20 protein-coding genes are annotated in these 21,005 nt (G+C 65.0%); 19 read left to right on the top strand and 1 reads right to left on the bottom strand.

Annotated features, from left to right (window positions below):
• Window positions 1-18 precede the first annotated feature (18 nt).
• From HACJB3_RS11340 to HACJB3_RS11260, 17 genes are all read left to right on the top strand, one after another.
• Window positions 19-1,173 carry a 5-(carboxyamino)imidazole ribonucleotide synthase gene (locus HACJB3_RS11340; RefSeq protein WP_008416675.1) on the top strand — a complete coding sequence of 385 codons (1,155 nt, stop codon included), beginning with the start codon at window positions 19-21 and terminating at the stop codon, window positions 1,171-1,173.
• Window positions 1,170-1,793 carry a 5-(carboxyamino)imidazole ribonucleotide mutase gene (gene purE / locus HACJB3_RS11335; RefSeq protein ID WP_008416678.1) on the top strand — a complete coding sequence of 208 codons (624 nt, stop codon included), beginning with the start codon at window positions 1,170-1,172 and terminating at the stop codon, window positions 1,791-1,793. The genes HACJB3_RS11340 and purE overlap by 4 nt, the downstream gene beginning before the upstream one ends.
• Before the next feature lie 88 nt (window positions 1,794-1,881).
• On the top strand, window positions 1,882-2,286 hold the full coding sequence (locus tag HACJB3_RS11330; protein ID WP_008416680.1) for an NADH-quinone oxidoreductase subunit A: 405 nt from the start codon (window positions 1,882-1,884) through the stop codon (window positions 2,284-2,286).
• A complete protein-coding gene (locus HACJB3_RS11325; RefSeq protein WP_008416681.1) occupies window positions 2,283-2,984 on the top strand; it encodes an NADH-quinone oxidoreductase subunit B in 702 nt (233 codons plus the stop codon). The genes HACJB3_RS11330 and HACJB3_RS11325 overlap by 4 nt, the downstream gene beginning before the upstream one ends.
• Complete coding sequence (locus HACJB3_RS11320) at window positions 2,981-4,648, top strand: NADH-quinone oxidoreductase subunit D (protein ID WP_008416683.1); 1,668 nt, start codon at window positions 2,981-2,983, stop codon at window positions 4,646-4,648. Before HACJB3_RS11325 ends, HACJB3_RS11320 begins: the two co-directional genes overlap by 4 nt.
• The gene (locus HACJB3_RS11315) at window positions 4,649-5,716 is read left to right on the top strand and encodes a complex I subunit 1/NuoH family protein (protein WP_008416685.1); all 1,068 of its coding nucleotides are present in this window, start codon (window positions 4,649-4,651) and stop codon (window positions 5,714-5,716) included. It begins immediately after the preceding gene.
• Entirely contained in the window at window positions 5,713-6,174 is a 462-nt protein-coding gene (locus HACJB3_RS11310) for a NuoI/complex I 23 kDa subunit family protein (protein WP_008416687.1), read from the top strand. The genes HACJB3_RS11315 and HACJB3_RS11310 overlap by 4 nt, the downstream gene beginning before the upstream one ends.
• 113 nt (window positions 6,175-6,287) lie before the next feature.
• On the top strand, window positions 6,288-6,596 hold the full coding sequence (locus HACJB3_RS11305) for an NADH-quinone oxidoreductase subunit J (RefSeq protein ID WP_008416689.1): 309 nt from the start codon (window positions 6,288-6,290) through the stop codon (window positions 6,594-6,596).
• A complete protein-coding gene (locus tag HACJB3_RS11300) occupies window positions 6,586-6,927 on the top strand; it encodes a hypothetical protein (RefSeq protein ID WP_008416690.1) in 342 nt (113 codons plus the stop codon). Before HACJB3_RS11305 ends, HACJB3_RS11300 begins: the two co-directional genes overlap by 11 nt.
• Window positions 6,928-7,269 (top strand): NADH-quinone oxidoreductase subunit NuoK, encoded by a 342-nt coding sequence (gene nuoK, locus HACJB3_RS11295; protein ID WP_008416691.1) that lies wholly within the window; start codon window positions 6,928-6,930, stop codon window positions 7,267-7,269.
• Between the two features lie 4 nt (window positions 7,270-7,273).
• On the top strand, window positions 7,274-9,274 hold the full coding sequence (gene nuoL / locus HACJB3_RS11290) for an NADH-quinone oxidoreductase subunit L (protein ID WP_008416692.1): 2,001 nt from the start codon (window positions 7,274-7,276) through the stop codon (window positions 9,272-9,274).
• Window positions 9,275-10,807, top strand: a complete 1,533-nt coding sequence (locus HACJB3_RS11285) for a complex I subunit 4 family protein (protein ID WP_008416693.1) — start codon at window positions 9,275-9,277, stop codon at window positions 10,805-10,807.
• On the top strand, window positions 10,807-12,291 hold the full coding sequence (locus HACJB3_RS11280) for an NADH-quinone oxidoreductase subunit N (protein ID WP_008416694.1): 1,485 nt from the start codon (window positions 10,807-10,809) through the stop codon (window positions 12,289-12,291). The genes HACJB3_RS11285 and HACJB3_RS11280 overlap by 1 nt, the downstream gene beginning before the upstream one ends.
• A gap of 67 nt (window positions 12,292-12,358) precedes the next feature.
• Entirely contained in the window at window positions 12,359-13,843 is a 1,485-nt protein-coding gene (locus tag HACJB3_RS11275) for a DHH family phosphoesterase (protein ID WP_008416695.1), read from the top strand.
• A gap of 36 nt (window positions 13,844-13,879) precedes the next feature.
• Window positions 13,880-14,677 carry a CBS pair associated ParBc domain-containing protein gene (locus tag HACJB3_RS11270; RefSeq protein ID WP_008416696.1) on the top strand — a complete coding sequence of 266 codons (798 nt, stop codon included), beginning with the start codon at window positions 13,880-13,882 and terminating at the stop codon, window positions 14,675-14,677.
• A 34-nt stretch (window positions 14,678-14,711) separates the two neighbouring features.
• Window positions 14,712-16,034: an MmgE/PrpD family protein gene (locus HACJB3_RS11265; RefSeq protein WP_008416697.1), complete on the top strand. Its 1,323-nt coding sequence runs from the start codon at window positions 14,712-14,714 to the stop codon at window positions 16,032-16,034.
• 71 nt (window positions 16,035-16,105) lie between these two features.
• Window positions 16,106-17,305 (top strand): acyl-CoA dehydrogenase family protein, encoded by a 1,200-nt coding sequence (locus tag HACJB3_RS11260; RefSeq protein WP_008416698.1) that lies wholly within the window; start codon window positions 16,106-16,108, stop codon window positions 17,303-17,305.
• Between the two features lies 1 nt (window position 17,306).
• Here HACJB3_RS11260 and HACJB3_RS19965 read toward each other — a convergent pair whose 3' ends face one another.
• Window positions 17,307-17,465 carry a hypothetical protein gene (locus tag HACJB3_RS19965; protein WP_155828813.1) on the bottom strand — a complete coding sequence of 53 codons (159 nt, stop codon included), beginning with the start codon at window positions 17,463-17,465 and terminating at the stop codon, window positions 17,307-17,309.
• Window positions 17,466-17,570: 105 nt separating this feature from the next.
• Between HACJB3_RS19965 and HACJB3_RS11255 the strand changes: the two genes are divergently transcribed.
• Together HACJB3_RS11255 and HACJB3_RS11250 are read left to right on the top strand one after the other, a co-directional pair.
• Complete coding sequence (locus tag HACJB3_RS11255; protein ID WP_008416699.1) at window positions 17,571-19,220, top strand: acyl-CoA synthetase; 1,650 nt, start codon at window positions 17,571-17,573, stop codon at window positions 19,218-19,220.
• A 76-nt stretch (window positions 19,221-19,296) separates the two neighbouring features.
• Window positions 19,297-21,003: an acyl-CoA mutase large subunit family protein gene (locus tag HACJB3_RS11250; protein ID WP_008416701.1), complete on the top strand. Its 1,707-nt coding sequence runs from the start codon at window positions 19,297-19,299 to the stop codon at window positions 21,001-21,003.
• The last annotated feature ends 2 nt before the right edge of the window (window positions 21,004-21,005 follow it).

Genomic DNA, 21,005 nt, shown 5'->3' with positions numbered 1-21,005 from the left:
CTCGGGAAACCGTCGCTCATGGCAACGAAGACCCTTCCGGGACCGACGATCGGCGTCGTTGGCGGCGGCCAACTGGGGCGGATGCTTGCGGAGGCGGCGGCACCGCTCGGTATCGAGACAGTCATCCTCGATCCCACCCCCGAGTGTCCGGCCTCGCCCGTCGCGAGCGAGCAGATCGTCGGGGCGTTCGATGATCCCGATTCGGTTCGGGAACTCGCCGCACGCGCGGACGTGCTGACGTTCGAGATCGAACTCGCGGATCCGGACCTTCTCGAAACCGTCTCCGAGGAGGCCGACATCGAGGTTCAGCCCTCGCCCGAGACCCTGCGAACCATCCAGGACAAACTGGTCCAAAAGCGCGCGCTCGCCGACGCCGGCGTCCCGGTCCCGGCGTTCCGGGCGGTCGACTCTCCCGAGGAGTTGCGGGCTGCCCTCGAGGAACTGGGGACGCCCGCGATGGTGAAAGCTCGCGAGGGCGGGTATGACGGTCGGGGGAACCTCCCCATCGAGGACCCCGAGGAGGCCGCTGACGTCCTTTCGGAGCTGGGCGGGGCGGCGATGGTCGAGGAAATGGTCGACTTCGAGCGCGAACTCTCGGTGATCGCCGTCAAAGGGGACGAGGAGGTCGCGACCTACGTGGCCGGCGAGAACCTGCATGAAAAGGAAATCCTCCGCGAGACGGTGGTCCCGGCGCGCGCGAGCGGGGCGGTCCGAGAGCGCGCACAGGCGGTCGCCGGCGAGGTCCTCGAACTGATGGACGGCCGGGGCGTCTACGGGATCGAACTCTTTCAGGAAGACGGGGAGATCCTCGTCAACGAGATCGCGCCACGCCCACACAACTCGGGTCACTGGACGATCGAGGGCGCGCGCAGTTCACAGTTCGAACAGCACGCCCGGGCGGTCTGTGGCCTTCCGTTAGGTGCGACCGAACTGCGCGAACCGGTCGTGACGAAGAACGTATTGGGCGACGACCGTGAGCCCCGGCGAGCGACGCTTTCGGGAATCGAGCAACTGCTCGCCGAACCGCTCGTCCACCTTCACTGGTACGGCAAAGACGAGGTCCGCCCGCTTCGGAAGATGGGTCACTTCGCCGTGCTCGGCGGCGATCGCTCGGCCGACGAGCTGCTGGAGTCGGCACGTACATACTGGCGGCACGTGGAGTTCGACCCATGACCGTCGAGGGAGTACGGGACTTGATCGAGAGCTTCGAGGCCGAAGCCGAGTGCGAGCGGTCCGACGAGGAGACCCCCGAGGTCGGGATCGTCATGGGCAGCGACTCGGATCTCGAGACGATGTACGGGGCCTACGAGGCCCTGACCGAGCTGGGGTTCGAGGAACTGACTGACGTCGAGGACCCGCCCGAGACTCGCTTTACCTTCGAAACGTACGTCGTCTCGGCCCACCGGACCCCGAAGCTGATGGACGCCTACGCGAGTACGGCTGGCGATCGGGGACTAGACGTGATCATCGCGGGCGCGGGCGGAAAATCGGCGGACCTGCCGAACATGACCGCTTCGCTGGCCTACCCCGTTCCCGTCATCGGCGTACCGGTTCAGGAGAAGTCGGTCGATTCGGTGATCGGGATGCCGACGGGAGCGCCGCTGGTCGCGGTCGACGCGGGAAAGTCGTTCAACGCGGCGCTGTCGGCGGTCCAGATCCTCGCGCGCGAGCACGTCGAACTGCGCGATCGCTTGGTCGAGTACCACCAGAGCTTGCAGGGGGAAGTGGCGTCGGTCTCCCGGGAGCTCCACGAGTCGGGAACCCCCGCGTTCCGGGCGGAGCGAGACCGATGACCCTTGCCGCTGACGGGGGCGAACCGGTGAGAATCAACCCTTATGTAGGTGGGTTCCCAACCGGAAAACGATACGGAGATCACGGTCTATGAGTACATGGATAGCAGTTGGGGCACTGGCGCTCGTGGGGGTGTTGATCCCGCTCGGTATGATGGCGGTATCAGCGCTGTTGCGGCCGACGGTCCCCGAACAAGGAAAGCGGAGCATCTACGAGAGCGGTGAGATCCCAACGGGGACGACGCGCATCCGGTTTAACATACAGTACTACATGGTCGCGCTGTTGTTCCTCGTCTTCGACATCGAGACGGTCTTCATCTTCCCCTGGGTTCTCATCTACAGCGACGCGGTGGCGCAGGTCGGCTTGCTCCACGCGCTGGGACCGATGTTGGTCTTCATCGCCGTTCTCGTCGCCGCGCTGATCTGGGCGTGGCGCACCGGTGCAGTACAGTGGATCAAGAGCCCGGAGGCGACAAAACGGAGCAGACTACAATGAGCGACACACCACGGGAGTCGATCGCCGAGAGCAACGACGCCATGACGGCCACGAGGGAGGCCCGCATGGGCGACGTGGACAACCGCTTCAACTCGCGGCTGCGCGAAGCGTTCGGGTCCTCGCCGTTTATCCTCACCAAGTTCGATAAGTTCCTGAACTGGGCGCGTGGGTCCTCGATGTTCATGCTGCAGTTCGGGATCGCCTGCTGCAGTTTGGAGATGATGCACACCTACGCCGTGAAACACGACCTCGACCGGTTCGGCTCGGGCGTGCCCCGGGCGTCGCCGCGACAGGCCGATACCATCATCATCCCCGGAACGATCGTCTCGAAGTTCGCCCCACGGATGAAGCGCGTCTACGACCAGATGGCAGAACCCAAGTTCGTCGTCAACATGGGCTCGTGTGCCATCTCCGGTGGCCCCTTCCAGGAGGGCTACAACGTCATCAAGGGTGCCGAGGAGGTCATCCCCGTGGACATCCACGTTCCGGGCTGTCCACCCCGCCCCGAGGCGCTGGTCTACGGCGTCGTCAAGCTGCAAGAACGCATCGCCGAGGGCGAGTCCTCGCCGGTGACGGTCAAACCCTACGAGCTAGAGCAGTTCGGCGACTTAGAACAGGACGAACTGGTCGATAAGCTCGCGAGCCAGATCGACACGGAGGACCTGGTCATGCGGTACAACTGGGCTGATTCACCATGAGTTTAGAACGACCCGAACGACGACAGTACGTCACCGACGAGGGCGTTGACTACGACGCGATCGAGCGCCTGCTTGGCGAGTACGTCCTCGGCCGCGAGACGCATCTGAACGCGGAGGGCTTTGTCATCCGGCCCGACGAGGTCCAGGACGTGCTCTTTGCGCTGCGCGACGAGGCCGGATTCGATCACCTCTCGGTGGTCACCGCCCAGGAGTACGAGGACCGTTACGAATCGATCTACCACCTGAAGAAGTACGCGGATCCGACCCAGGAAGTCAGCGTCGTCGTTCCGACGGCCAAGGACCGTCCGGTCAGTCAGACCGCAGAGCCCGTCTACCGGACCGCCGACTGGCACGAACGTGAGGCCTACGATCTAGTGGGCATCGAGTACGAGGGCCATCCCGACCCGCGACGGATCTTGCTGCCCGAGACCTGGCAGGGACATCCGCTGGCGCTGGATTACGATCAGGACCGCCCGCAGATGGTCACGCTCGCGGAACACCAGAACCCGATCGCCGACGACCACTACGACGAGGACACGGACACGATGTTCCTCAACATCGGTCCCCACCACCCGGCGACCCACGGCGTGTTGCACCTGAAGACGGTGCTCGACGGCGAGCAGGTCGTTGACGTCGATTCGGACATCGGCTACCTCCACCGCTGTGAGGAGCAGATGGCCCAGAAGGGCACGTATCGACATCAGATCATGCCCTATCCGGACCGCTGGGACTACGCACCCGGCGGGCTGATGAACGAGTGGGGCTATGCGCGCGCCGCCGAAGACCTCGCGGACATCGAGGTGCCCGAGTACGCACAGGTCATCCGAACGATGGGCGCGGAGTTGTGTCGGATCTGTTCGCACATGCTCGCGCTCGGGACGTTCTGTCTGGACATCTACGGGGACTTCACCGCGATCTTCATGTATGCGATGCGCGACCGCGAGAAGTGCCAGAGCCTCCTCGAGGACCTCACCGGCAGTCGGATGATGTTCAACTACCTCCGACTGGGCGGGGTCGCGTGGGACCTGCCCGAACCCCGCGAGGAGTTCTTCGAGAAGGTTCGAGACTTCCTCGACGACCTTCCGGAGGCGACCCAGGAGTACCACGACCTGATCACCTCCAACGAGATCTTCCAGATCCGAACCGTCGGAACCGGTGTCCTCGATACCGACGTCGCAAAGCAGTACGGCGCGACCGGCCCCGTCGCCCGCGCGTCGGGCGTCGACTACGACCTCCGCCGGGACGACCCCTATGGGTATTACCCCGAACTCGACTGGGACGTCGCCACCGAGGAGGCCGGCGACAACTACTCGCGCCTGCTCGTGCGGATGCGCGAGGTCGAACAGTCCGCCCGCATCCTCGAACAGTGTATCGACCTGCTCGAGGAGTGGCCCGAGGACGACCGGGAGATCCAAGCGAACGTCCCCCGGACGCTGCGCCCGGACCCCGACACCGAGATCTACCGGGCGGTCGAGGCCGCGAAGGGCGAACTCGGGATCTACATCCGTGCGGACGGCACCGACAAGCCGGCACGCTTCAAGATCCGCAGTCCGTGTTTCTCCAACCTCCACGTGCTGCCGGAGATCTCGGAGGGCGAGTACGTCGCAGACCTCATCGCCTCGCTTGGCAGTCTGGACATCATCCTCGGGGAGGTGGATCGCTGAATGGTCCTGCCGCTTCAGGACGTCGTCCTCCCCGACCGGATCGCCGACGTCACCGGCCTTGGGCAGTTCGGCGTTCTCGGCGAGTTCGTCGCCGCCTTTCTCGCGGCGTTCCTGATCGCCAACATCATGCTGGCGATGAGCGGCGTCGCCGGCCCGTGGGCGAAACGGAAGATCACGGCCGCGTTTACCGACCGGATCGCGGTCAATCGACACGGTCCGGCGGGGATCCTGATCATCCCCGCAGCCTCGGTCCAACTGCTCGCAAAGGAACTGATCATCCCCGAGGGCGTCGACCGGCCGGCCTACGATCTGGCGCCGCTGGTGATCGCCTCCTCGGCGATGCTCGGCTTTGCGGTGATCCCGATGGGAAGTGGGATCCACCTCGCCGACCCCGAGGTCGGGCTGGTGCTCGTCTTCGCGATCGCCTCGATCGCCTCGCTCGGGCTCGCGACGGCAGGGTACGCCTCGAACAACAAGTACTCGATGCTCGGCGGGCTGCGCGCGGTCGCCCAGAACGTCGCCTACGAGATCCCGCTGATTGTCACGGCCGCGTCGGTCGTGATCTTCGCGGGGACGCTCCAGATGTCCGAGATCGTCGCCGCGCAGGCCGAACCGCTGTTCTCGGTCGCGGGCGTCTCGATCCCCTCGTGGTACGCGTTTGTCAACCCCTTCGCGTTCGTGTTGTTCATGACCGCGAACATGGCCGAAGTGGGTCGTAACCCCTTCGACGTGCCCGAGGCGCCGACCGAGATCGTCGCGGGGTACCAGACCGAGTACTCCTCGGTGTACTTCGTGTTGATCTACCTCGGGGAGTTCCTCCACATCTTCCTCGGCGGTGCGATCGTCACGACGCTGTTCCTGGGCGGGCCCGCGGGGCCGGTGCTTCCGGGGATCGTCTGGTTCGTCATCAAGATCTGGGCGGTCTTCCTGTTCACCCAATGGGCGCGCTCGGCGCTGCCCCGGGTGCGGATCGATCAGCTCATCGAGATCGGTTGGAAGGGAATGCTCGTGCTTTCCTTTGCCAACCTGGTTCTCACGGCCATCATCGTGGGGGTGTTTATCGCATGATCGGACTGTTCAAATCCATGGCGACGACGATGAAGCACGCACTCGACGGCAACACGTTCACTGTCGAGTATCCAGAAACCGCACCCGAAGTGAGCCCCCGTTTTCGCGGGGTGCATAAGTTCAGCCAGGAGCGCTGTATCTGGTGTCGTCAGTGTGAGAACGTCTGTCCGAACGACACCATCCAGATCGTCCAGGACGAGCAGCGAAACGGCGAACAGTACAACCTCCATATCGGCCAGTGTATCTACTGTCGGCTGTGCGAGGAGGTCTGTCCCGTCGACGCCATCCTGCTCACCCAGAACTTCGAGTTCACCGGCGATACCAAGGACGATCTCGTCTACAACAAAGAACAGCTCGGGAACGTCCCGTGGTATAAGGACATCGACCCGCTCGAATCGCGCGAGCCCGATCGCGGTGCCTGGATCGGCGAGGGCGAGGGCGAAGTCGACTACCAGTAGCCCAGTCGGCGGCCCGAATTCGCCGTCGAACACCGATGGATCGGTCCGGAAATCCGCCATCCACCGGGGCAATCTCGAAATCTTCAAAGGGCGTGCGACTGAGTGTTGAACTAATGGTACTAGAGACAGCGGCGTTCGTGCTGTTTGCGGGGGTGACACTCGCGAGCAGCCTCGGCGTCGTCCTCGTCAGGGACGTCTGGCACGCGGCGCTCCTGCTCGGGGTGGCACTGTTGAGCGTCGCGATCCACTACGTGACGCTGACCGCGGAGTTCCTCGCGGCGGTGCAGATCCTCGTCTACGTCGGCGGGGTGCTCATCCTGATCACGTTCGCCGTGATGCTGACTCACGACGAAACGGTGGAGGCCGACCGCGGTGCACAGGGCATGGGACCGACCGACTCGGAGGCGAGCAATGCCGACTAAGCCCGAATTCCAGGTCGGGAGCCACCTGCTTCCCGGTCTGGCGGCGCTTGCGCTCTTCTGTGTCTTCGCGCTCGTCTTCGTCACGTCGTCGTTTCCCGCCCCACAGGGCTTTCCCGACGGGGCGAACGTTACCGCGAACATCGGCTACGCGCTGTTCAACATCGACGCGGGCGAGATTCCCGCCGAGGGCTTCATCGCCGGCTTCTTCGCGATCGCGATCGTGTTGGATGCGGCACTAGACGGCGCGGTGATGCTCGCACGCAAGGAAGAAGCGGAGCCTGCCGAGGGACTCGTCCCCGAACGCGGTGGCTTCGAGGGGGGTGAGGAGTAGATGCTCGCACCGACGCAACTGCTCGCACCGACGCAACTGCTCGTGCCCGTCCAGTGGTACCTCGTCCTCTCGGCGGGCGTGTTCTGTATCGGCCTGTTCGGCGTACTGACGCGCCGTAACGCGCTAATGTTCCTGATTAGCGTCGAACTCATGCTCAACGCAGCGAACATCAACTTCGTCGCCTTCTCGCTGCAGTGGGGCAACCTGACCGGACAGACCTTCGCGCTGTTCGTGATGGCACTGGCCGCCGCCGAGGTCGCGATCGGGATCGGGATCATCCTCGTTCTCTATCGCAACTTCCGCGGCGTGGACGTGACCGAGGCGACGACGATGAGGTGGTAACGAGATGGCATTCGAATACGCACCGTTGATCGCACTGCTCCCGCTCGCGTCGTTCGTTATCGCGCTCGTCGCGGGCGAGTACCTCCCGAAGAAGGGCGGCTTCGTCGGTATGGCTGCCACGGGCGGCTCGCTGTTGCTCTCGCTCTGGGCCATGCTTCGGGTCGCGGGCGGCGAGGTCTACGACGAGACGCTCTATACGTGGATCACCGGCGTCGGCGGGGAGACGCTCTCGCTTTCGTTCGGCCTGCTTCTCGACCCGCTCTCGACGATGATGTTGGTGATCGTCTCGCTGATCGCCTTCCTCGTCCACATGTTCAGCCTCGGTTATATGAACGACGAGGGCGAAACCGGTCTTCCCCGGTACTACGCCGGGCTCGGTCTCTTTACGTTCAGTATGCTCTCGTTCGTCTTCGCGGACAACCTGCTGATGGCCTTCATGTTCTTCGAGCTCGTCGGCCTCTGTTCGTTCCTGCTGATCGGCTTCTGGTTCCGCGAGGACGCCCCGCCGAGCGCCGCGAAGAAGGCGTTTCTGGTCACGCGCTTTGGCGATTACTTCTTCCTGATCGGTGTCGTCGGGATCCTCGCGACCTTCGGCACAGCCCAGTTCGCCGGCGAGGGCGCGTTCCCCCAACTGGCCCGCGAGGCCATCGAGGGTGGCGAGACGCTCTTTGGCTTTCCCGCCCAGACGTGGGTCACGATCCTCGGGTTGCTCGTTCTCGGTGGCGTGATCGGCAAGTCCGCGCAGTTCCCGCTTCACACGTGGCTGCCCGACGCGATGGAGGGTCCCACGCCGGTTTCGGCGCTGATCCACGCGGCGACGATGGTCGCCGCCGGGGTCTTCCTCGTCGCGCGGATGTTCGGTTTCTACGCCCTTTCGCCGACCGCGATGGGCATCATCGCCTTTACCGGCGGCTTCACGGCGCTGTTTGCGGCGACCATGGGCGTCGTCAAGGACGACATCAAGCAGGTGCTCGCCTACTCGACGATCTCCCAGTACGGCTATATGATGCTCGGGCTGGGCGTGGCGGGTTACGTCGCGGCGACCTTCCACCTGATGACCCACGCCTTCTTCAAGGCGCTGTTGTTCCTCGGCGCGGGTGCGGTCATCATCGCGATGCACCACGAACAGAACATGTGGAACATGGGCGGGCTCAAGGACGAGATGCCCGTGACGTACTACTCGTTCCTCGCGGGCTCGCTCGCGCTCGCGGGTATCCTGCCCTTTTCGGGCTTCTGGAGCAAGGACGAGATCCTCTACGAGGCGCTGATCGCCGGCCTCGAGAACCCGGTGTTGCTCGCCGCGTACGCGATGGGGCTGCTCGCGGTGTTCTTCACCGGATTCTATACGTTCCGGATGGTGATCCTCACCTTCCACGGCGAGCCTCGGAGCGACCACGCGGAACACCCGGTTCCGCTGGGCTGGAACACGAAAGTCCCGCTGGCGGTGCTCGGGATCCTCGCGACGGTCGCCGGGTTCGTCAACATGGTCCCGGTCGCGGAACTCACCGGCGCGGACATCACGTACCTCTCACACTGGCTCGACAGCGGGCCGGAGGAACTCGCCTACTCGACGTACACGACGACCGCAGAGGAGTTCGCACACATCCACCACGCCGACGTGGCGCCCTTTATCCCCGGTGCGATCGCGTTCGTCCTCGCACTGGCGGGGGCCGGCACCGCGATCGCGCTCTACCGAGGGCCCCATCCGGTGGCCCACACCGACAAACTCGGTAGCGCGAAGGACGTGCTAGCGGCGAACTACTATCAGGACGAGTATCAGGTCTGGCTCGCCGAGGGTCTGACCCAGCGTGTCGCCCGCGGCGCGGACACGTTCGATCAGGGTGTCGTTGACGGCGTCGTCAACGGCATCAGCAGCGTGAGCCTGCTCGGTAGCGGCCGGGTCCGCAGGCTCCAAAGCGGGGTCGTCACGAACTACGCGGCGCTGATCACGACTGCGCTGGTCGTGTTGCTCGTCGCCTTTGGCATCTACGGAGGTTGGTTCTAAATGTTGATCGAAGCACTCATCGCAGTCACGCTCGTCGCGGCGCTCGTCGTCTTCCTCATCCCGGAGGCGTACGCACCGCAGGTCGCGTTCGTCCTAAGCCTGCTTCCGCTCGCGGGCAGCCTCTACATGTGGACGCGCTTCGACGCGAGCGGGAACGCCCTGCTCGAAGGCAGCACCGTCGCGTTCGAAACCCAAGCCCAGTGGATCGCTCTCGATCCCTACGCGATCAACTGGCACGTCGGCCTCGACGGCGTGAGTTTCCCGCTGTTGGTACTTACGACCGTCCTCGTTCCGCTCGCGATCATGAGCGCGTGGACGCCCATTCAAGAGCGGATCTCGCAGTTCTACGGGCTGGTGTTGTTCATGGAGGCGAGCCTCATCGGCGTCTTCTCGACGCTCGATTTCTTCGTCTGGTTCGTCTTCTGGGAGGCCGTCCTGATCCCGATGTACCTGCTGATCGGCGTCTGGGGCGGCCCCCGTCGGAAGTACGCCGCGATCAAGTTCTTCGTCTACACGAACGTCGCCTCGCTGGTGATGTTCATCGGCTTCATCACGCTGGTGTTCGCGCTCGGGGACTCGGTGACGAGTTTCGGCATGGCCGAGATCACCCAGGCGCTCCACAACGGCGAACTCTCCGGCGTCGCAGGGCTCGGTCCCGATACGGTGGCACTGCTCTGCTTCGTCGCGATCTTCTTCGGGTTCGCGGTGAAGGTGCCGATCTTCCCGGTCCACACGTGGCTGCCGGACGCTCACGTCGAGGCCCCCACGCCCGTCTCCGTGCTGCTCGCTGGCGTGCTCCTGAAAATGGGGACCTACGCGCTGTTGCGCTTTAACTTCACGATGCTGTACGACGTCGCCGCCGCGCTGGCCGTCCCGATCGCCGCGCTCGGCGTCTTCAGCGTCATCTACGGCGCGATGCTCGCGCTGGCCCAACAGGACCTGAAACGGATCGTCGCCTATTCCTCGATCTCCTCGATGGGCTACGTCATCCTCGGGCTGGTCGCCTTCACCGTCTACGGGATCGGCGGGGCAACCTTCCAGATGGTCGCCCACGGGCTGATCTCGGGGCTGATGTTCATGGCCGTCGGCGTGATCTACAACGCCACGCACACGCGTATGGTCGGGGACATCTCGGGGATGGCCGACCGGATGCCGATCGCCGTCGGAATCCTGATCGCAGCCGCGTTCGGCTACATGGGCCTGCCGCTGATGGCCGGGTTCGCCGGGGAGTTCATGATCTTCCTCGGGGCGTTCCAGTCGACGGTGCTCCCGAGCGCGCCGATCTTCACAGCGGTCGCGATGTTCGGCATCGTGATCGTTGCGGGCTACCTGCTGTTTGCGATGCAGCGCACGCTGTTCGGCGAGTACCGACTCGCAACCGACTACGAGGTCACACGCGCGCCGCTGCACGACGTCGTGCCGCTGTTCGTACTGATCGGCCTCATCATCCTGCTGGGTGTCGATCCCGACATCTTCTTTACCATGATTCAAGACGCAGTTGACCCGCTCGCCGAACTCGGAGGTGGTCTCTGATGGTGACCGACGCCGGCACGTGGATCGCACTCGCGCCCGTCGTGGTGCTGGCAGTAACGTCGTTCGCGCTGTTCCTCCTCGACAGCGTCAACCCCGGAAAGACGAACAACGGGCTGCTCGCGGGTCTCTCGCTCGCGGGCGTCCTCGGGTCGCTTGCGGTCACCGTCTGGTACTTCTTTACCGGCGTCGGCCGCCCGGAGGGGCTCTCCTTGCTCGGCGATCAGGTGATCGTCGACGGCATGAGCCTCTTCTTTACGTTCATCGTCACGAGCGTGGCCGCGCTCGTCGTGCTGGCTAGCTACGACTACCTACACGACCAGCCCCACAAGGGCGAGTTCTACTCGCTGATCGTGCTCGCGGCGACCGGGATGGCCCTGATGGCCAACGCGAACAGCCTGATGACGGTCTTCATCAGTCTCGAACTCGCGAGCCTCTCCTCGTACGCGCTGGTTGCGTTTCTCAAGCACAACCGCGGCAGCGTCGAGGGCGGTCTGAAGTATTTCCTGATCGGGGCGCTCTCGTCTGCGATCTTCGTCTACGGGATCAGCCTCGTCTACGCGACGACGGGCTCGCTCCAGCTCGGTGCGGTCGCCGCGGGGATCGAGGAGACCGAGAACGTCGGTATCCTCGGCGTGGGCACGCTGATGCTGGTCGGCGGGTTCGCCTACAAGACCGCCTCGGTGCCGTTTCACTTCTGGGCGCCAGAAGCCTACGAGGGCGCGCCCGCACCCGTCAGCGCCTTCATCTCCTCGGCGTCGAAGGCCGCCGGCTTCGTGATCGCCTTCCGCGTGTTCGTCGAGGCGTTCCCCCTCGACGTCGTCGCCGGACTCGGGATCGACTGGGTGTTGATCTTTCAGGTGCTCGCGGTCGTGACGATGCTCGTGGGTAACTTCGCCGCGGCGCTACAGGAGAACGTCAAGCGGATGCTCGCTTACTCGTCGGTCGGGCACGCCGGCTACGTTCTGATCGGGCTGGCGGCGCTCGGTGGCGGCAACGACGCGGCCGTGATGGGTGCGGCGATGATGCACCTGCTGGTCTATGGCTTCATGAACACCGGCGCGTTCCTCTTTATCGCGCTCGCGGAATATCGCGGTGTCGGGCGCACCTTCGAGGACTACAACGGCATGTGGCGCCAGTCCCCGATCGCCTGCGCGGCGGTGACGGTGTTCCTCTTCAGCCTCGCGGGACTGCCCATCGGGGGCGGGTTCCTCTCGAAGTACGTCCTGTTCACGGCGGCCATCGGGGCGGGCTACTGGTGGCTCGCGGCGGTCGGCGCGCTCGCGAGCGCGCTGTCGCTGTTTTACTACTCCCGGCTGGTCAAGGCGATCTGGATCGAGGACCCGATTCGGGAACTCGACGTCTCGCGCCAGCCCGTCGGGCTGTACGCGGCGATCGTCGCCGCGGCGGTCATGACCGTCGCGCTGATTCCGGCGTTCCCGGTCGTCGACCTCGCACAGGCCGCCGCGGGCGCGCTGCTGGCCTGATCCCCGGGACGGTTTTTCACCCGCTGATACGATACGTTTTAGCGCGTCCATCGGGTACGACCACCGTATGGCCTCCCGATTGCTGTTGGGGTGTGGCGCCGGGACCGTCGGCCACGCGCTGATCGAGCGCGCCCGCGAACGGGCCGATCCGGTCCACGTCGTGACGCTCGACCCCGAACAGCGCGAGTTCCCCCAGCGGGACGTGACGATCACGGCGGCCGATCCCGCGGACCCGTCGGTACTCGCGGGGATCGACGGGCCGGTCGCGAGCGCCTTCATCGGGACGGATTCGCCGGAGCGAAACGTCGAGATCGCCCGGGCCGCAAGCGACGTCTTCACGTCCGTCCCGATCGTCGCCTTCGCGGGCCACGAGCCGACCGCCGCCGAACGCGAGACGCTCTCGGGACTGGTCGGGACGGTTCTTGACCCGACCGCCGCCCTTCGCGAGTACGTCGGCGAGACGGTCACCGGGCAGGCGGCCCAGCGCGCGCGCCACCTGCGATCGCTGATCGGCGACTGCGAGGGGGAACTGGCCGTGGTGCTTCACGACAACCCCGATCCCGACGCGATCGCCAGTGGCGTCGGACTCGCGACGCTCGCGCGCTCCTTTGGCGCGGAGGCCGGTGCGTACTACTTCGGCGAGATCTCCCATCAGGAAAACCGGGCGCTGATCAACGTCCTCGACCTCGACGAGGACCTCACCGAACTCGACGCGCCCGAAGACATCGCGGCGTTCGACGCGATCGCGCTCGTCGATCACTCGCTGCCCGGCGTCAACGACCGGCTTCCCGAGGACACCCCGATCGACATCGTGATCGATCACCACCCCTCCCCGGAACCGATCGAGGCCCGTCACCTCGACGTCAGAAGCGAAGTCGGTTCGACGTGTACCATGATCGTCGAGTACTTCGATACGCTGGAAGTCGAACCGTCGGAGGAACTCGCGACCGCCCTCCTGTTCGGGATCCGCACCGATACCGCGGACTTCTCACGGGGGGCAGACCGCCTCGATTTCGAGGCGGCCGAAACGCTGTTGCCCCGCGTCGACACCGACGTCCTCGATCAGATCGAACGGCCAATGATCAGTCAGGAGACTTTCGAGACGCTCGCGCGCGCGATCCGCAACAACCGAGTGAAAGGCGGCGTCTGTACGAGCTGTATCGGCCCCCTCCGGGACCGAGACGCTATCTCACAGGCTGCCGATCGCCTCCTGACCATGGAGGGGGTCGTCGCCACCCTCGTCTACGGGTTCGTCGACGGGACCATCTACATCTCGGCGCGGGCGCGCGGTTCGGAGCTCGATATCGGCGAAACCCTGCGCGAGGCGTTCGACCAGATCGGGAGCGCGGGCGGTCACGCGGGGATGGCCGGCGCACAGATCCCGCTCGGGTTCCTCGGCGAGGAGACCGAAAACGACGACGAACTGCTGACCGAGATCGTCCGCGAGGTGATCGACGAGCGCTTTTTCGAGACGCTCTCGGCGTACGGGCGCGGGGATGACCGCTCGGGCGACGAACCGGATCAGTGGCGCTCGACTCTCAGTGGGCGGTAGCGTGGGGTTTTTGCGAGACCCACCCGTCTGGAGGCCATGAACGTAGGCGTCAGCGACGGCAAGCCACGCGTCAACCAGTACATGACCCGCGACGTCGTGACCGTCTCGCCCGATGCGACCGTCGGCGACGTGGCCGTCCGAATCGCCGAGAGCGAGGAGCACAGCGGGTTTCCGGTCTGTGACGGCCGGCGCGTCGAGGGCTTTATCAGCGCCCGGGATCTCCTGCTGGCCGACGAGGACGAACCGATCTTCAAGGTGATGAGCACGGATCTGGTCGTCGCTCACCCCCGGATGAAAGTGACCGACGCCGCCCGCGTCATCCTACGTTCGGGGATCCAAAAGCTGCCGGTCGTCGACGACGCGGGCAACCTCGTGGGAATCATCTCGAACGCCGACGTGATCCGCAGCCAGATCGAGCGCGCTACCCCCGAGAAGGTGGGGAAACTGATCCGCACCCTCGAAAGCATCCACGATATCTCCGTCAGCGAAGAACACCGGACGATCTCGCTCGCCGATCTCGTTCCTACACAGGGGAAAGTCTACGCGGACGAACTCGAGGGACGGAAGTACGAACTCGAACACGGGCTGGCAGAACCGCTGGTCGTGATCGATGTCGGCGGCCGGCTGTTGCTCGCCGACGGCCACCATCGAGTCATGGCCGCCGACCGACTCGACATCGAGGAGATGGACGCCTACGTGATCGTCATCGACGACGACATCGAACTCGGAATGGAACGGACCGCCCGCAAGGAGGGGCTCACCTCCATCGGCGACATCACGGTGGTCGACTACGCGCGCCACCCGCTCGTCGAGACGACCGAGCGCCTCCAGTAGCTCGTTTTATACGCCGACCGGTCGATGGGTGGGTATGGCCCTCGCGGATCACGACATCGAATCGCGTCTGGCGGCGACCGTCACGGACCTCGATCCGAACGCCATCGACGGATCGACGGCCGACCTCGTCGAGCGAGCGTTCGTCGATACGGTCGGGGTGACCCTCGCGGGACTGTCGACCGATATCGGCCGGTCCGTCTCGCGGTGGCGTCCCGACGGCGGGTTGGTGGCGACCACCGAACGTGCCGAGCTGGACCACGCGCTCGCGCTGGGGGCGGCGGGCCACGCGCTCGACTACGACGACCTCTCGTGGGCGATCGACGGTCACCCGAGCGTCGTGCTGGTCCCGCCGATCCTCGCGCTCGCCGGCGAGACGGAGGCCAGCGGGCAAGAGGCGATCGCCGCCTACGTCGCAGGCTTCGAGGTCATGAGCCGGGTCGCCGCCCCGATCAGTCCCGCCCACTACGAGGACGGGTGGCACGCGACGGCCACCTTCGGGGTCTTCGGTGCGGCCGCCGCCGCGGCGTGGCTGCTCGATCTCGCTCCCGAGGAGACGAGGAACGCCCTCTGTATCGCCGCCTCGACGCCCGCCGGATTGAAACGGAACTTCGGCTCGATGACCAAGCCGATGCATGCGGGTTTTGCGGCCCGGTCGGGACTCACCGCCGCGATACTCGCGCGTGACGGGATCACCGCCGACGACGAGGCGATCGGCGGTGACGGCGGCTTTCTCGACCTGTACGGCGAGCGAAGCGAGGTCGAAGCGCCCGCGGGACGGTACATCGACGAGCGAGGGATCCACACCAAGGCCTACCCGTGTTGTTATTTCACTCATACGGCGATCGCCGCGACCCAGTCGCTCGCAGTGGAGCACGCGATCGACCCCGAGGACGTCGAGTCGATAGTCGTCGAGGCCTCGCAGGGTGCGGCCGACGCGCTTGCCCATTCGAACCCCGAAACGGGACTGGAGGCGAAGTTCTCGATGGAGTATGCCGTCGCGAGCGCGCTCGCGCGCGACCGGGTCGATCTCGCGACGTTCGAGGAGCCCGCGCTGTCGGATCCGACGGTCGAGGACCTCCGCGAGCGCGTCTCGTTTCGGACCGATCCCGACCTCGCCTACGACGCTCATACCTCCGTCGTCCGACTCGAAAGGGACGAGACCGTCGAGCGCCGACAGGAGAACCCGCCGGGCACGTACGGAAACCCGCTTTCGGAGGACCGCCAGCGCGCGAAGTTCCTCGACTGTGCGACCCGGACGATTCGTGAGGAACACGCCGAGGGACTGTACGAGGACCTCGACGGGTTCGCCGAAGTGGACTCGATCGCCACGGTGCTCGACGTCTCCGAGGCGCTCTGAGCGCGCCGTCGGAAATCGGCACGATCGACGCCATTCCGTAGGCGTATAGTTATGTAGCGGCTATTCGAGCCATGATCAATCGTGACACTGTGGAGCTGTCGGACCAACAGCGCCTCGTCCGGGATTCGATCCGCGAGATCTGTGCGGATTTCGACGCGACCTATTGGCGCGAGAAGGACCGCGAGGGAGAGTACCCACACGAGTTCGCCGAGGCGCTCGCCGAACACGGCTGGTTCGGCGCACTGATCCCCGAGGAGTACGACGGGGCGGGGATGGGCACGCCCGAGACGGTCGTCATGATGGAAGAGATCGCAGCCAGCGGCGGCGGGTTCAGTGCCGCCCAGTCGGTCCACGGTGGGATCTACAACTCCGTCTCGCTCGTCGAATACGCGAGCGAGGAGCTGAAAGCCGACCTGCTTCCGAAAGTCGCGGCCGGCGAGATGTCGATCCAGGCCTTCGGCCTCACCGAGCCCAATGCGGGCTCGGACTCGACGGCCATCGAGACCCGCGCGCGAAAGGAGGGCGACGAGTACGTGATCGACGGCCAGAAGATCTGGACCTCGCGGATCGACGCGAGCGACTACCTCGTGTTGATGGCCCGGACGACGCCACGCGCGGACGTCGAAAAGCGCACCCGCGGGATCTCGATGTTCCTCGTCGACATCGACGAGGCGCTCTCGAAGGGCACCCTCGAAGTCGAGGCGATCGAGAAGACTGCGAGCAACGCCGTCCACTCCTACGAGTGCTGGTTTGAGGGGCTTCGCGTCCCGGAAGAACGGCTCATCGGTGAGAAAGGCCGCGGGTTCTACCAGATGCTCGACGGGCTGAACGAGGAACGACTCGTGATCGCCGCCGAGTGCGTTGGATTGGGTGAGGCGGCTCTGGATGCGGGCGTCGAGTATGCGAACCAGCGCGAAGTCTTCGGCCGGTCCATCGGGACGAACCAGGCGATCCAGCACCCGCTCGCGGCGGCCTACGCACGGGTGCAAGCGGCCAAGGCCGTGGTCTACAACGGGGCGAACGCCGTCGGTTCGGAGGCCGGCGCGGATCTGGGCGCGCGCGCGAACGTCGCGAAGTACCTCGCGAGCGAGGCGGCCTTCGAGGCGGCCGACGCGGCCGTCCAGACCCACGGCGGGTTCGGAATCGCCCGCGAGTACGATGTCGAACGCTACTTCCGCGAGGCGCGCCTCACGCGGTTGGTACCGATCACCCAACAGCTCGCGCTCAACTTCCTCGGCGAGAACGCCCTCGGGATGGAGCGGTCGTACTGAGTTACTTCGTGGTGGCGACGGCGCGCTCGCCCTCGACTTCGGCGTCGTCGGTTCCGTCTTCTTCTGCTTCCATCCGATCCAGCTGGATGCAGTTCAGACAGGGGACGGTACGAAGCGGTTCTCCACAGTGTTGACAGCACCAGTCTGGATAGCGAACCATTAGTTAGTTCCTCATATCTGATATGTACTGAATAGATATATATCTTACTAGTTATTTTTGATTGACCAAAACAGGTAACACGCACCGGGAGAGCTATTGACTACGATGGTCGATTATGACAGTTTGGTGGCGGACTTCGAGTGGGACGTTCCCGAGGAGTACAACCTCCCGGCGGTGATCGAATCCCACGGCGAGTCGTTCGGCGACCGGGTCGCACTCGAGTTCCGCAACGAGGCCGGAGATCGGACCGAACGTACCTACGGCGACCTGCGTGGGGACATGAACCGGTTCGCGAACGCGCTCGCCGAGCGCAGGATCGGAAAGGGGGATCGTGTGTTGTTGCTCCTTCCACGACACCCCGACGTCTTCGCGATCCAACTGGGGGTACTGAAACGTGGCGCGCTCGTGGTCCCCTGTTCGTCGATGCTCGCCCCGAAGGACATCGAGTATCGTGCGACCGACTGCGAGGCGACGGGGATCGTCTGTGACGCCTCGCTGCTCGAGATGGTCGAACCCGTTCTCGAGGAGACGCCCCTCGAGACGCTCGTCGCTCTGGACGGCGATACGAGCGGCGACCTCGACGGGGGCGCGACCTTCGACGCGTTCGAGGGTGACTGGGCGTCGTTTACCGACCTCGTCGCGGCCGAAGAGGGCCACCACGACGGGCCCGCACTCGGGGCCGCGGACCCGATGTCGATCAACTACACCAGCGGGACGACCGGCCAGCCGAAACCCGTCCTCCACCGCCACCGCTGGATGCGGTGTTTCGAACTCGTCAACGGACCCTACTGGTGGGGAATCACGGCCGAAGACGACCTCGAGGACGAACTCCTGTGGGCGACCACCGGAACCGGGTGGGCGAAGTGGTTCTGGAGCCCGGTCGGCGTCGGTCTGACCACCGGCGCGAGGCAGTTCGTCTATGGGGGCGCGTTCGACCCGGAGCGCTTTCTCGAACTCCTCGAAGAGGAGGGCGTCACACGGCTGTGTGCGGTTCCGACGCAGTACCGGATGTTCTCGCAGACGGACCTCGGGGCCTACGACCCCGCGCTCCGGGAGGCGGTCTCGGCGGGCGAACCGTTGAACCGCGATCCGATCGCGGCCTTCGAGGAGGCCTTCGGCGTGACGCCCCGGGACGGCTACGGGCAGACCGAGACGGTCGCGCTCGTCACCAACTACCCCGGGATCGAGGTCAAGCCCGGGAGCATGGGCAAGCCGGCACCTGGGATGGGGACGACGATCATCGACCCGGACGAAGAGCGGGAGGTCGAACCGGGCGAGATCGGCGAGATCGCCGTTCCGGTCGACTGTCCGGGGATCTTCGACGGCTACTTCGAGCGCCCGGACCTCGACGAGCGGACGTTCGCGGGCGAGTACTACCGGACCGGGGATCTGGCCTCCCGTGACGAGGAGGGCTACTTCTTCTTCGAGGGGCGGGCCGACGACATCATCATCTCGGCGGGCTACCGGATCGGCCCCTTCGAAGTCGAGGACGCCCTGATCGAACACGAGGCGGTCACGGAGGCCGCCGCGGTGGCGAGCCCCCACGACGAGCGGGGCAATGTCGTCAAGGCCTACGTCGTGTTGGCCGACGGCTACGAGGGGAACGAGGACCTCACCGAGGAGATCCAGGCCGTCGTCAAATCGGAGACGGCCCCCTACAAGTACCCCCGCCGGATCGAGTACGTCACCGAACTCCCGAAGACCTCGAGCGGGAAGATCCGCCGGATCGAACTCCGAAAGCGAGAACGGGCCTGAGTCGGCTCCCAGCGACGGCTGGACCTCCGTTCGACCGACGGAACATTAATACCTAACGATGATGAAAGACAGGACAATGTACGACGAGGAGGACCTCGACGCGATCCGAACCGAGAGGGAGCGCTGGGAGACCGAGACCCTCGACCCGGTCCTCGGTCGTCACGGCGAGCGAAAGGAAGACTTCGCGACCGTCTCGAACCTCGAGGTCGATCGCCTCTACACCCCCGCGGACGTGGCCGATATCGACTACGAATCGGACCTTGGCTATCCGGGCGAGGAACCCTACACCCGCGGGGTCTATCCGACGATGTATCGGGGCCGGACGTGGACCATGCGACAGTTCGCGGGCTTTGGCACTGCAGAGGAGACCAACGAGCGCTTTCACTACCTGATCGACGAGGGCCAAACCGGGCTCTCGGTGGCCTTCGACATGCCCAGTCTGATGGGCAAGGACTCGGATGACCCCCTCTCGGAGGGCGAGGTCGGCAAGGAGGGCGTCGCCGTCGACACGCTGCGGGACATGGAGGTGCTGTTCGCCGGGATCGACATCGGGGAGGTCTCGACCTCCTTTACGATCAACCCCTCGGCGGCGGTGATCTACGCGATGTACGTCGCGCTTGCGGACCAACAGGGCGTGCCCCGCGAGGAAGTGAGGGGAACCCTCCAAAACGATATGCTCAAGGAGTTCATCGCCCAGAAGGAGTGGGTCGTCCCGCCGGAGCCCTCGCTCGGGGTGGTCACCGACACCATCGAGTTCGCCGTCCAGCAAACCCCGCGGTTCAAACCCGTCTCGATCTCGGGTTATCACATCCGTGAGGCGGGCTCGACGGCCGTTCAGGAACTCGCCTTCACCCTCGCGGACGGCTTTGCCTATGTCGAGGACTGTCTGGAACGCGGCCTCGATGTCGACGCCTTCGCGCCCCAGCTCTCGTTCTTTTTCAACTCGCACAACTCGATTTTCGAGGAGGTCGCGAAGTACCGCGCGGGACGACGGATCTACGCGAGGATCATGGACGAGTGGTACGGCGCGGAGGACCCCCGTTCGAAGCAGATGAAGTTCCACACGCAGACCGCAGGCCAGTCCCTTACTGCTCAACAGCCCCTGAACAACGTCGTGCGCGTCACAATCCAGGCGCTCGCGGGCGTCTTCGGGGGCACTCAGAGCCTCCATACCAACTCCTTCGACGAGGCGCTTGCCCTCCCGAGCGAGGAGGCCGTGCGGGTCGCACTCAGGACCCAACAGATCATCGCCGAGGAGTCTGGTGCGGCCGACACCGTCGATCCCCTCGGCGGAAGTTTCGCCGTCGAGGCGCTGACCGACGAGACCGAACGCCGGACGATGGAGTACCTCGAGGAGATCCGCGAGATGGGCGAGGGGTCGGTCCGAGATGGCGTTCTGTGGGGGATCTCCGAGGGCTACTTCCACCGCGAGATCCAGGACGCATCCTACGAGTACCAAGAACGCGTCGAACAGGGCGAGGAGGTCGTCGTCGGGGTAAACAGCTACACCCTCGAAGAGGACACCAGCCCGGACGTCCTTCACGTCGACGAACAGGCCGCCGCAGAACACCAGACCGAGCGCCTCCGGAAAGTCAAAGCCGAACGCGACGACGGGACGGTCGAGGCCCACCTCGACTCGATCCGAAAGGCTATCCGCGGGGACGAAAACGTCATGCCCCCCATCGTCGACGCCGTCAAGGCCTACGCGACGATGGGCGAGATCATGGCCGTCTTCGAGGCCGAACACGGCTCCTATCGGGAGACCGTCGGACTGGCCCGGTAGCT

The organism is Halalkalicoccus jeotgali B3 (assembly GCF_000196895.1).
In the GTDB taxonomy this organism is placed as follows: Archaea; Halobacteriota; Halobacteria; order Halobacteriales; family Halalkalicoccaceae; genus Halalkalicoccus; species Halalkalicoccus jeotgali.
This window is presented reverse-complemented; position numbering and strand designations above follow the sequence as displayed.